The 12,161-nt window shown below is 73.8% G+C and carries 10 protein-coding genes; 6 read left to right on the top strand and 4 right to left on the bottom strand.

Annotated elements, in window-relative coordinates; genetic code table 11:
- Positions 1-139: 139 nt before the first annotated feature.
- On the bottom strand, positions 140-1,399 hold the full coding sequence (locus DZF91_RS02875; RefSeq protein WP_117355958.1) for a citrate synthase 2: 1,260 nt from the start codon (positions 1,397-1,399) through the stop codon (positions 140-142).
- A 179-nt stretch (positions 1,400-1,578) separates the two neighbouring features.
- Between DZF91_RS02875 and pdxH the strand changes: the two genes are divergently transcribed.
- The 4 genes from pdxH to DZF91_RS02895 all read left to right on the top strand — a co-directional run bounded on the left by pdxH (position 1,579) and on the right by DZF91_RS02895 (position 7,000).
- On the top strand, positions 1,579-2,166 hold the full coding sequence (gene pdxH / locus DZF91_RS02880; protein ID WP_235834033.1) for a pyridoxamine 5'-phosphate oxidase: 588 nt from the start codon (positions 1,579-1,581) through the stop codon (positions 2,164-2,166).
- Positions 2,163-3,647, top strand: a complete 1,485-nt coding sequence (locus DZF91_RS02885) for an MFS transporter (RefSeq protein WP_235834034.1) — start codon at positions 2,163-2,165, stop codon at positions 3,645-3,647. Before pdxH ends, DZF91_RS02885 begins: the two co-directional genes overlap by 4 nt.
- A 131-nt stretch (positions 3,648-3,778) precedes the next feature.
- Positions 3,779-4,477 (top strand): metal-dependent transcriptional regulator, encoded by a 699-nt coding sequence (locus DZF91_RS02890; protein WP_117355961.1) that lies wholly within the window; start codon positions 3,779-3,781, stop codon positions 4,475-4,477.
- A 267-nt stretch (positions 4,478-4,744) separates the two neighbouring features.
- Positions 4,745-7,000 carry an ATP-binding SpoIIE family protein phosphatase gene (locus tag DZF91_RS02895; RefSeq protein ID WP_117355962.1) on the top strand — a complete coding sequence of 752 codons (2,256 nt, stop codon included), beginning with the start codon at positions 4,745-4,747 and terminating at the stop codon, positions 6,998-7,000.
- 33 nt (positions 7,001-7,033) lie between these two features.
- Here the strand turns inward: DZF91_RS02895 and DZF91_RS02900 are convergent, their stop codons facing one another.
- The 3 genes from DZF91_RS02900 to DZF91_RS40905 all read right to left on the bottom strand — a co-directional run bounded on the left by DZF91_RS02900 (position 7,034) and on the right by DZF91_RS40905 (position 9,310).
- Positions 7,034-8,014 (bottom strand): zinc-dependent alcohol dehydrogenase family protein, encoded by a 981-nt coding sequence (locus DZF91_RS02900; RefSeq protein WP_117355963.1) that lies wholly within the window; start codon positions 8,012-8,014, stop codon positions 7,034-7,036.
- Between the two features lie 79 nt (positions 8,015-8,093).
- Positions 8,094-8,918 carry a class I SAM-dependent methyltransferase gene (locus tag DZF91_RS02905; protein WP_117355964.1) on the bottom strand — a complete coding sequence of 275 codons (825 nt, stop codon included), beginning with the start codon at positions 8,916-8,918 and terminating at the stop codon, positions 8,094-8,096.
- Between the two features lie 230 nt (positions 8,919-9,148).
- Complete coding sequence (locus DZF91_RS40905; protein ID WP_199486364.1) at positions 9,149-9,310, bottom strand: hypothetical protein; 162 nt, start codon at positions 9,308-9,310, stop codon at positions 9,149-9,151.
- Between the two features lie 102 nt (positions 9,311-9,412).
- Between DZF91_RS40905 and DZF91_RS02910 the strand changes: the two genes are divergently transcribed.
- Together DZF91_RS02910 and DZF91_RS02915 are read left to right on the top strand one after the other, a co-directional pair.
- Positions 9,413-9,820 (top strand): hypothetical protein, encoded by a 408-nt coding sequence (locus DZF91_RS02910; protein ID WP_235834035.1) that lies wholly within the window; start codon positions 9,413-9,415, stop codon positions 9,818-9,820.
- Positions 9,821-10,078: 258 nt separating this feature from the next.
- Positions 10,079-12,091, top strand: a complete 2,013-nt coding sequence (locus tag DZF91_RS02915) for an MFS transporter (RefSeq protein ID WP_235834036.1) — start codon at positions 10,079-10,081, stop codon at positions 12,089-12,091.
- Positions 12,092-12,161: the final 70 nt, after the last annotated feature.

Below are 12,161 nucleotides of genomic sequence, written 5' to 3' on the forward strand. Positions count from 1 at the left end.
CCGCAGCTCCGCCGCGACCGCGCCGCGTCCGCCCGTCCCCGGACGCCCCTCCCCGGACCCGTCCGGCCGCGCGGAGCCGTCCGGCTCGTGCCCGTCCGGCGCGCGTCCGTCGGTGCGGACCTGCGCGGACGGGCCGATGTCACCCTCGAGCGGTTCGTCGTCCATGGATGGAGAGGGTAGGCACGAAGAAGGCCCCTGGAGAAGGACCAGGGGCCTCACGTGCCGCGCGTCCGGGGGACACGGGCGGAAAGGTCAGACCGTGTACCGCTTCAGGGCGTCCGCGGCGCCGGTCACGTCGGTGATCGACCGGGTGCCGGGGCCGGTGTAGCGGGCCGAGGGGCGGACCAGGCGGCCGGGTGTAGCGGGCCGAGGGGCGGACCAGGCGGCCGGTGCGCTTCTGCTCCAGGATGTGCGCGGCCCAGCCGGCGGTGCGTCCGCAGGTGAACATCGCGGGCATCATCGCGGTCGGGACCTCGGCGAAGTCCAGGATGACGGCGGCCCAGAACTCGACGTTGGTCTCGATCGCGCGGTCCGGACGGCGCTCGCGCAGGACGGCCAGGGCGGCGTCCTCCAGGGACTTGGCGGCCTCGAAGCGCGGCGCGTCCAGCTCCTTGGCGGTGCGCCGCAGCACGCGGGCGCGCGGGTCCTCGGCGCGGTAGACGCGGTGGCCGAAGCCCATCAGCCGCTCGCCCGAGTCGAGGATGCCCTCGACCACGCGGCGGGCGTCGCCGACCTGCTCGACCTGCTCGATCATCGGCAGCACGCGGGCCGGGGCGCCGCCGTGCAGCGGACCGGACATCGCGCCGATCGCACCGGAGATGGACGCGGCGACGTCCGCGCCGGTGGAGGCGATCACGCGGGCGGTGAAGGTGGAGGCGTTCAGACCGTGCTCGGCGGCGGAGACCCAGTAGGCGTCGATGGCCTGCACGTGCCGCGGGTCGGGCTCACCGCGCCACTGGATCATGAACCGCTCGGTGATCGTCTTCGCCTCGTCCACCCGGGACTGCGGGACGACCGGGACCCCGACGCCGCGCGCGGACTGGGCGACGAACGACAGCGCGTTCGCCGACACCAGCGCGAGGTCGGCGCGGGCCTGCTCGTCGGAGATGTCGAGCAGCGGCTTGAGGCCGTAGCGGGGCGCCAGCGCCGGGAGCCCGGCCTGGGCGTCCACCCGGACGTCGCCGGAGACGACCGGCAGCGCCAGCGGGGGAGCGGGGGGCAGCCCCGGGTCGAAGGAGTCGTCGACCAGCAGGCCCCAGGCGTCGCCGAAGGAGACGCGGCCGACGAGTTCCTCGATGTCGACGCCCCGGTAGCGGAGGGCGCCGCCCTCCTTGTCCGGTTCGGCGATCTCGGTCTCGAAGGCGACGACCCCCTCAAGACCGGGTTTGAAGTCGGACATGTCGTCCTGCCTTTCGTCCCCATGAGTGATAAGGCGGTGCCGTGCCATTGAACCCTGTCCGCCCTACTGGCTGGTACCCAGGCCCCTGTGAGTTGCACAATGCCCAGGTGAGAGGCTCGAACGATGTGAATGCGCCCGATCCCGCACGGCTCCGGGAATCCTACGCAGACGGAGAACTGGTGGAGGAGGGCCTCCCCGCCGAGCCGCTTCCCCTGTTCGCGGAGTGGTTCTCCGCCGCCGCCGCGGTGGGGCTCGCGGAGCCCAACGCGATGGTCGTCGCGACCGCCACTCCGGACGGCGTGCCGTCCGCCCGGACCGTCCTGCTGAAGGGCTTCGGCCCGGACGGCTTCCGGTTCTTCACCAACCTCGGCTCCCGCAAGGGACGCGAGCTGGAGGAGAACCCGCGCGCCGCGCTCGTCTTCCCCTGGCACGCGATGCACCGGCAGATCCGGATCGAGGGGACGGTGGAGGAGCTGCCTCGCGACGACGTCCGCGCGTACTTCGACAGCCGTCCGCACGGTTCCCGGATCGGCGCGTGGGCGAGCCACCAGTCGGCGGCGCTCGACGGCCGCGCGGAAATCGAGGAGCGGTACGCGGCGTTGTCGGAGCGGTGGCCGGACGACGTGCCGCTCCCCGACTTCTGGGGCGGGTACCTCGTCGTCCCGGTGGCGGTCGAGTTCTGGCAGGGCCGGCCCAACCGCCTGCACGACAGGATCAGGTACCGCCGTGAAGGCGGCGAATGGAAGGTCGAGAGACTCTCCCCGTGAGCTCCCCCGAACAACAACAGCAAGAGACCCCGGAACAACAAGACCCCGGAGAACACAGAGAACACCGGGAACACGAGAGCGCGCCCCGGCTCCGCGACGAGGTTCCCCCGGCCGTCCTCCCCGACGACGTCCCCCCGGACGAGGCGCCCTCGGCCGTCCTCCCCGATGACGCGTCCCCCGAGTCCTCCCGCTCCCCGGAGGGGGCGGCGGCGTCCGCGGCGGCCGGCAAAGGCGAGGCGGACGGGCGGGACGCGGTTCCGCGCTGGCGGCGCGTCGCGATCGACACGCGTCCGCTGGCCCATCCCGCGTACCGGCGGCTCTGGCTCGGCCAGGGCGTGTCGTTCGTCGGGTTCCAGGTGACGTCGGTCGCCGTGCCGGTGCAGGTCTACAACATGACCCACTCGTCGCTGTGGGTGGGCGTGCTGGGCATCGCCAACCTCGTCCCGCTCATCGTGTTCGGGCTGTGGGGCGGCGCGGTCGCCGACCACATGGACCGGCGCAGGCTGCTGCTGATGGCGTCCGTCGTGTCCTGGGCGTCGACGCTCGTGCTGCTGCTCCAGGCGCTGCTGGACGTCGGCAGCCTGGCGCTGATCCTGGCCGCGGTGGCCGTGCAGGCCGTCGGGTTCGCGGTGTCCTCGCCGACCCGCGGCGCGATCATCCCCCGGCTGCTGGACGCGTCGCTCGTGCCGTCCGCCAACACGCTGAACTTCACCGTCCAGACCGCGGGCGTGCTGCTCGGCCCGCTGCTCGCCGGCCTGATCCTGGCGCACTGGAGCTACCCGGCCGCCTACGCGCTGGACGCCGCGCTGTTCACCGTCGGCCTGTACGGGGCGGCGCGGCTGCCCGCGATCCCGCCGCTGGGCGGCGCGGGGGCGCTCGGGCTGCGCTCGGTGGTGGACGGCCTGCGCTTCATCCTCACCCGGCCCGTCCTGCTGATGTCGTTCGTCGTGGACCTGATCGCGATGGTCGTGGCGATGCCCCGCGCCCTGTTCCCCGAGATGGCCGAGACCCGGTTCGGGGGCGAGGCGGCGGTCGGCTGGCTGTTCGCCGCGATCGGGTTCGGCGCGCTGTTCGGCGGCCTGATGTCGGGGTGGATCGGCCGGATCCACCGGCAGGGCGCGGCGCTGGTCGCGGCCATCGCGGTCTGGGGCGTCGCGGTCGCCGCCGCCGGGCTCGCCCACCAGCTCTGGCTGGCGTTCCTGCTGCTGGCGGTGGGCGGCGCGGCCGACCTGGTCTCCTCGGTGTTCCGGCAGACGATCCTGCAGACGTACGCGCCGGACGAGATGCGCGGCCGGCTCCAGGGCGTGTTCACCGTGGTCGTCGCGGGCGGGCCGCGCCTGGGCGACCTGCGCGCCGGGGCCATGGCGTCGGCGGCGGGCGCGGGCGTGTCCTGGGTCGCCGGCGGGGTGGCCTGCGCCGTCCTGGTGGTGATCGTCGGGTTGGCCGTCCCGGCCCTGATGACCTACGACACACGGGACTGACGGAAGAGCGGGCGGCCCTCGGAGGTCGTGCCGGACCCGGCTCCTCAGCCGGGCATCGGGGTTCTTCGCTCGCTCCGGTCGCGAACGGCCGCAGCAAGTAGACTCGATGGTCACAACACTGGAGGGAGCTCGTGACCTCACACGGCCTGATCGACACCACGGAGATGTACCTCCGGACGGTGTTCGAGCTCGAAGAGGAGGGGATCGTCCCCCTCCGCGCGCGCATCGCCGAGCGCCTCTCGCAGAGCGGCCCGACGGTGAGCCAGACGGTCGCCCGCATGGAGCGGGACGGCCTGCTCAGGGTCGAGGGGGACCGGCACCTGGAACTCACCGACTCCGGCCGGAGCCTGGCGGTCTCGGTGATGCGCAAGCACCGGCTGGCCGAGTGCCTGCTGGTGAACGTGATCGGCCTGCCCTGGGAGGACGTCCACATCGAGGCGTGCCGGTGGGAGCACGTGATGAGCGAAGAGGTCGAGCGGCGGCTGGTCGCGCTGCTGGACAACCCGACCATGTGCCCGCACGGCAACCCGATCCCCGGACTGTCCGAGCTCGGCGGCCATCCGGAGGCCGACGGGGCCCCGGTGGTGCCGATGGCGACCGTGGCATCCGAAACCGGGACAAAGGCGATTGTTCGGCGTATTTCCGAACAGGTGCAGAGTGACAGCGATCTGATGCTTAGACTCAAGCAGATCGGGATACAACCGGGACGAGAGGTGACTCTTCGGACGACCGACGACGGGGTGCGGGTGGTCTGTGACGACGAGACGGACGGCCCGGAGACCGAGCTGCCGGCCGACATCGCCGGACACGTGTTCGTCAGCCCCCGCTGACGGCGCGGCCCATGCACCCATGGGCGGAGCCACACCAAAGATCTCCGTTCCGTCGCCACGAACCGGCGCGTCCGGCGCGCCGGATCGTCGTTCAATACCTCAGGTGGCGTCCGGCGCGGGTCGGCCGGTCCGTCCGCCCCGGGACGCGTCGCGCGGAAGGGCAGTGGTGAGCGGACGAACGGAGACCGGCGAGGTCGGAACGGGTCGCGGCGGGGCACGCCCCGCCCCGGGCCGGCGCGTCGCCTTCCCCCGGGGGAGTGGCGGATCATGAAGCGCTGGGGTGAGTCGCCGTTCGAGGCGCTGCTGCCGCCCGAGACCGTCCTCGCCCAGATGGAGATGGCGGTCGTGGTGTGCGACCGGTTCTCCAACGTGATCTACGGCAACCACTTCGCGCGCCAGCTGTTCGGGTTCGGCGGGGACGAGGTCATCGGGCACTCGATCCTGTCCCTGGGCATCGCCGAGGAGGACCACGAGCAGGCCACCGAGCTGGCCAAGCACGTCCTCAAGGGCGGCGTCTGGGAGGGCACCTTCTGCAACCAGCGCGCCGACGGCTCCACCGTCTACACCCGCGCGCACGCCGTCCCGCTGCGGCACCCGTCCGGCGCCGTGGACGGCATCGTGATCTTCGCCCGCGAGGCGCTCCGCTCCAACCAGCGCGAACAGGACCGGTACGGCCTGCTGGAGCGCATCGGCGAGCGGCTGTCGGCGTCCCTGGAGCTGGCCGCCACGCTGCAGCGGGTCGCCGAGACGCTCGTCCCGCAGTTCGCCGACCACTGCTTCATCGACCTGTTCGGCGGCGACCGGCTGTACCGGCGGGTCTCCGCGCACGCCGGCGGCTGGCGCCCGCCGCCCGGCACGTGGGCCGAGACCGGCGACCCGGTGTCCTACCCGCCCGGCCACTTCGCCACCCGGGCGATGAACCGGCGCGACGCCGTCCTGGTCGAGGACATGCTCCAGCACCGGTTCTCGGCGCCGACCCAGGAGTCGCAGCGGCTCGGCGACGCGATGGGCATCACCTCGGTGATCGCCGCGCCGCTGATCGCGCGCGGCGAGCTGCTCGGCGTGATGTCGCTGGCGCTGTCCAACCTGTCGCGCCGCCCTGACCCGCACTACGACGGCTTCGACCGCGACCTGATCGGCGCGATCGCGTCCCGGATCGCGCTCGCCGTCGACAACGCGCTGCTGTTCGAGGAGGAGCGCGAGACCGCGCTCGCCTTCCAGAAGCACCTGCTGCCCGGCGAGCGCCCGCCCCGGCCGGACGGCCTGCAGATCGCCTGGCGGTACGAGCCCGCCCGGCCGCTGGAGTCGCACGGCCACGGCATCCAGACCCAGGTCGGCGGCGACTGGTACGACGTGATCCCGCTGTCGGCCGGACGCGTCGGCCTGGTCATCGGCGACGTCGAGGGCCGGGGCGCGCGGGCCGCCGCCGTGATGGGGCAGCTCCGCGCGGCGCTGCGCGCGTTCGCGCAGGACGACAAGCCGCCCGCCGACATCCTGCGCAAGCTGGACGAGTGGGTCCGCACGATGACCCGGCCGTCCCGGATGACGTCCGGCTGGAGCAACGACGACCTCGTCCGCCCGCCGCTGGTCTCCTGCACCTACTTCGTCTACGACGCGTGGTCGCGCGTGCTGGAGTTCTCGAATGCCGGGCACGACCCGCCCCTGCTGGTCGTGGACGGTGAGGTGCACGACCTGGAGTTCCAGAACGAGGGCGTGATGCTGGGCGTGCGCGCCCAGGGCATCGGCGGCGAGATCCTGTTCAAGGAGGAGACCGCCGAGCTGAAGCCGGGCTCCACCCTCGTGCTGTACACCGACGGGCTCATCGACCGGCGTCCGCGCGACGACGGCGGCTACCACACCCGCGAGCAGGCGCGCGAGGCGGTCCGCAAGGCCGTCGCGGCCGTCGCCCGCAAGGACGTGGAGGCGATCGCCGAGGCGGCCTACGACGCGATCCCCGGCGACGTCGTCGACGACATCGCGATCGTGGTGATCCGCACGTCGCCGGAGGAGCTCGCCGTCGCCGACCGCACCTTCCCGGCCGAGCCGATCATGGTGTCGGAGGCGCGCCGGATGGCGTCGGACGCGTTCGCGGACTGGGGGATGCCCGCCGAGCAGGCCGAACTCGCCTGCCTGCTGGTGTCGGAGGTCGTCACCAACGTCGTCCTGCACGCCACCACCACCCCCGCCCCCCGGCGGGAACTGGTGCTGGACGGCGGCCCCCCGGTGCACTTCAACCTGGACGACGACGACTGGGGCCTCACCCCCGACCTCGACCCCCTGGGCGCCGAACTCGGCCGCCGCGAACCCCCCACCAAGGAGTTCCGGGTCCGCCTCCGCAAGGGCGCGGACGCCGTGTGGGTCGAGGTCTTCGACACCGACATGCGGCTGCCGCGCATCCGCAGCGCCGGGGAGACCGACGAGGGCGGCCGGGGCCTGTACCTGGTGGACCAGCTCGCCACCCGCTGGGGAGCCCGTCCCACCCAGGACGGCAAGGCCGTCTGGTTCCAGTTGCCGCTGCGGTAGGGCCGCGCACGGCCGCACAGGGCCGCGGCGGGGTTACGGGACGAGGACGGCGGCGCCGGCGAAGCGGTCGGCACGCAGGTCGTCGAGGGCCCGGTCGGCCTCGTCCAGCGGGTACGGGTGCGTCGTGACCCGGAGTCCGAGACGGGCGGCGAGGGTGAGGAACTCCTCGCCGTCCGCCCGCGTGTTCGCGGTGACCGAGCGGACCTGGCGCTCCTGGAACAGGTGCCGCTGGTAGTCCAGCGGCGGGACGTCCGACAGGTGGATGCCCGCGACGGCGAGCGTTCCGCCCCGGTCCAGGCGCTCCAGCGCGGCGGGGACGAGCTCGCCCGCGGGGGCGAAGCAGATCGCGGCGTCCAGGCGCGACGGCCCCTCGTCGAACGAGTCCCCCGCCCAGGTCGCGCCGAGTTCCAGCGCCAGCTCGCGGGCCTGCTCGCCGCGCGTGTAGACGTGCAGCTCCGCGCCCTGGGCCAGCGCGATCTGCGCGGTCAGGTGGGCCGAGCCGCCGAAGCCCCAGATGCCGAGGCGTCCGCCGGGCGGGACGTCGGCGCGGCGCAGCGCCCGGTAGCCGATGATCCCCGCGCAGAGCAGCGGCGCGGTGCCGACGACGTCCAGCCCCGGCGGGAGCGGGTAGGCGAACGCGTCCACGGCGATCGCGAACTCGGCGTAACCGCCGTCGGCGTCCCAGCCGGTGTAGACCGAGCGCGGGCACAGGTTCTCCGCGCCCCGGCGGCAGAACCGGCAGGCCCCGCACGTGCCGCGCAGCCACGCGACGCCGACGCGGTCGCCGGGGCCCCGCAGGCATCCCGGTCCGGCCGCCACGACCTCGCCGACGATCTCGTGGCCGGGCACGACGCCCGGCCTGTGGACGGGCAGGTCGCCGTCCAGGACGTGCAGGTCGGTGCGGCACACTCCGCAGGCCAGCACCCGGACCAGCAGCTCGCCGGGGCCGGGCTCGGGCACGTCCCGCTCGGTGGGCCGCAGCGTCCCGGGTTCGGCGACCGTCCACGCGCGCATGTTCCCCACGCTACGCCGCGCCTCCGCCGGTGCGTCCGGCGCGGGGCCGAAGAACGTGAGGGGAGCGTGGGGGACGGGTTCAGATGGGTTCGACGGCCAGGTGCGCCCAGGACTGGGTGAACCACAGCTCGCCGCCGATGATGCGCGGCTTGGCGCCGGTGCGCGGGCCGCCGTCCACCTCGTCCAGCAGCTCGGTGCGGATCACGTCGGCGGCGTCGGGGTCGGGCGCCCCGGCCAGCCACGGTTCGAGCGGGCGCTCGACGGTGAACACGTCCAGCCGCCGGACGTTCGCGCCCGTCGAGACGACCAGCTCGGTGAGGCCCGCGATGGACGGCGTGCCGCGGTGGTTCGGGTCGCGCAGGCGCTCGATCCGGTCCCGGTCGGTGCCCGCGGTGTTGCCGCGCACCAGGTCGGCGACCACCACGCGCCCGTCCCGGCGGCAGACCCGCAGCAGCTCCCGCAGCGTCCGCTCGGGCGGGCCCAGGTGGAACAGCGTGAACCTGGCCGTGACCAGGGTGAACGAGCGGTCCCGGTAGGGCAGCGCGCAGGCGTCGGCGCGGACGGCGCCGGGCGGCAGGCTGCGCGCCTCCAGCGGCGTCCCGAGGCACGGCGGGACGGCGTCCAGCGGCTCGCACGCCAGGTCGGGCAGCTCGGCGATGCGCACCGGGCCGGTGCCGAAGGTGGTGGTGGGCGTCCGGGCCGCGCGGGGGCGCAGCGGGGACGTCGCGTCGACGGCCGTCACCTGCCGCACCACTCCGGTGAGCGCGGCGGGCAGCGGGCCGGGGCCGCGCGCGACGTCCAGGCAGACGTCGTCGGCGCGCGGCTCGGCGAAGTCGAGCAGCCGCCGCAGGTGGGGGGCGACGGCGCGACCGGGCTCCTGGAGTGTGGTCGCCGGATGCGGCACGTCAGGACTCTCCCTCGGCTCGGGGGCGGCGAAGCGGCGGGGTCCCCCTCCGACCGCCGCCGGCCTGGACCGTCCGGCGGCGCGTGCAGAGGGCTGAAGCCGGTTTCGTCAGTTATGACTCCGTGCCACGGCCGGAGGTTCGGCCCGGACGGGTAACACCTCGGCCAGGACTTCACCCGCTCGCGGTCGATCGCGGCCGGACCCGCCGCCGTCGCGGGCCCGGGAGGGCGTCAGCCGCCGAGCTGGTGGCCGTAGAGGGCGAGCGCCACGAGCATGAAGATGACGATGACGGCCATCCGCGTCGGCGCGCCGAGGCGCAGTCTCCCCGCCACCCACCGCACGCAGAACGCGACCAACAGCCCCGTGACGATCAGGGCGAGCAGTGCTTGCATGGACGGCCACCTTCGATCCGGGGGACGGGCCCTTCACCCTCGACGATAACCCGGTCAGAGGTGGGTTACCGGCCGGTCGTCCCGGGGGATAGCCTCCCGTTCGTGGCTGAAGTGACGGAAACCGAGAACAAGAGCGTCGCCGAGCGGCTCGACGCGGTCATGCTGAACGTCGCGCGCGGGAGGGTCGTGCTGGGCCTCGCCGCGTTCGCCGCGCCGAAGCTCACGGTGAAGGCCATGGGCCTCGGCGGGCAGGCGGATCCGGGACGCGACTACGTCACCCGGATGTTCGCCGCCCGCGAGATCGCCCTCGGCGCGGGCTACCTGCTGAGCCGCGGCCCCGCGCGCAGGACCTGGGCCCGCTTCGGCCTCCTGGTGGACGGCCTGGACACCCTGAACGGCCTGCGCACCCGCCGCGGCCTGCCGCTGTGGGTCTCCGCCGGGGCCACCGCCATCGCCGGCGGCACGGCGGCCCTGGGCGCCGCCAAGGTCGCCCGCGACCTGGTCGAGTAGCGGCGCCGCGAGCCGCCGCAGGCTTGCCCGCGAGCCGCCGCGCGCCGCCGCGAAGTGGACGCGTAGAGGCCGTGCCGCAGGGGCGGGGAGAGGCCGCCGGGTCGGGTCGACCGGCGGCCTGATCGTCTGCCGACCCGGACATCGCGTGATCTTTGCCCCGCCGAGGGTAGGTCCCCACCGAAAGGATCGGACGGTGCGGGGACCGGGCGCCTTGGGGGGACGGGGATGTCCACAGCTGCGGTAGAACCTGCCAGGGACATGCCGAAGGGACGGGACCTGGCCGTCGTCCTCGGCGCGCTGATGCTCTCGATGCTGCTGGCGGCGCTCGACCAGACCATCGTGTCGACGGCGCTGCCGACGATCGTCGGGGACCTCGGCGGGCTGAACCACCTGTCGTGGGTGGTGACGGCCTACCTGCTGTCGTCCACGGCCTGCACGCCGCTGTGGGGCAAGCTCGGCGACCAGTACGGGCGCAAGCGGCTGTTCCAGGCGTCCATCGTGATCTTCCTGATCGGGTCCGCGCTGTGCGGGCTGGCGGCGAGCATGGGGCAGCTCATCGCGTTCCGGGCGGTCCAGGGCGTGGGCGGCGGCGGGCTGATGGTGCTGGCCATCGCGATCGTCGGGGACGTCGTCCCGCCCCGCGAACGCGGCCGGTACCAGGGCCTGTTCGGCGCGGTGTTCGGGGTGTCCAGCGTGTGCGGGCCGCTGCTCGGCGGCTGGTTCGTGGACAACCTGTCCTGGCACTGGGTGTTCTACATCAACCTGCCGATCGGGCTCCTCGCGCTGGTCGCGATCGCGTTCGCGCTGCACGCGCCGTCCGAGCGGCACCGGCACCGGATCGACTACCCGGGCACGCTGCTGATCATCGGCTGGTCGGTGGCGCTGGTGCTGATGACCACCTGGGGCGGCACCGAGTACCCGTGGGCGTCGCCGCAGATCATCGGGCTCGGCGTGCTGGCGGTCGTGCTGATCGCGGCCTGGGTGTGGGCCGAGCACCGGGCGTCCGAGCCGATCATCCCGCTGCGGCTGTTCCGCGACTCGACCTTCAACCTGTCGTCGGCGATCGGGTTCGTGATCGGCTTCGCGATGTTCGGCGCGATGGTCTACATCCCGCTGTTCCTCCAGGTCGTGCACGGTGTGTCGCCGACGATGTCGGGCGTCCACCTGCTGCCGATGATGCTGGGGCTGCTGGTCGCGTCGATCGGGTCCGGGCAGCTGATCAGCCACACCGGCCGGTACCGGATCTATCCGATCGTGGGCACGCCGATCGTCGCGGTCGCGCTCTACCTGCTCTCGCTGCTCGGCACCCATTCGTCCACGTGGTCGATGAGCCTGCGGTTCGCGCTGCTCGGCTTCGGGCTCGGGCTGGTCATGCAGGTGCTCGTCATCGCCGTGCAGAACCGGGTGGACTACGCCGACCTCGGCGCGGCCACGTCCGGCGTGACGTTCTTCCGGCAGATCGGCGGGTCGTTCGGCGTCGCGGCGTTCGGGACGGTGTTCGCGAACCGGCTCGCCGACAACATCACCGCGCTGGCCCGGCGGGGGGAGCTGCCGCGCGGCTTCGACCTGACGGCCGTCCAGGGCGATCCCAAGCTGATGGAGCGGCTGCCCCCGCGCGTCCGCGCCGACCTGCTGGACGCCTACTCGGACGCGATCTCCACCGTGTTCCTGTGGGCTGTGCCGGTCGCGGTCGTCGCGTGCGTCCTGACCTGGTTCATGAAGGAGACGCCGCTGCGGTCCGGCGCCGCCGCTGCCGCCGCCGCCAACGTCCCGCCGCCCGGGGACGGCTCGTCCCGGCACGAGGCCGAGCGGGCGCTCAGCGAGCTCATCCGGCACGACCCGGAGGCGCTGGAGCTGTACGCGCGGATCGCCCGCGCCGCCGGGGTGGACCTGCCGCCCGCGCAGATGTGGGCGCTGTGCCGGATCTCGCGGGACGGCGCGGTGTCGGGCGGGGAACTGGCCGAACGCGCCGGGGTGACGGTCGAGGAGGGCCGTCCGCACGTCCGCGGCCTGGTGGAGCGCGGCCTGGTGACGTCCGACGACGGCGTGCTCGTCCCGACCGAGCAGGGGCTGCGGGTCGCCGACCGGCTGGTCGAGACGCGGCGCGCCGGGCTGGCGCGGCAGATCTCCGACTGGTCACCGGACGAGAACCCCGAGCTCGCCGACGTCCTCACCCGGCTGACCCGCGCCACGCTGGGCGACGACACCGAGGGACGGGCCGTCCACGGCGGCGGACGGCACCGCTCCCACCCGCCCCGCGACGACCACTGACCGCTCCGCCGTCCGGCCGACCGCGCCGCCGTCCGGCCGGCCGCTCCAGCGCCGGCCGACCGCTCCAGCG

The sequence above is a fragment of the Actinomadura logoneensis genome, from assembly GCF_003428695.1.
GTDB classification, from domain to species: Bacteria; Actinomycetota; Actinomycetes; order Streptosporangiales; family Streptosporangiaceae; genus Spirillospora; species Spirillospora logoneensis.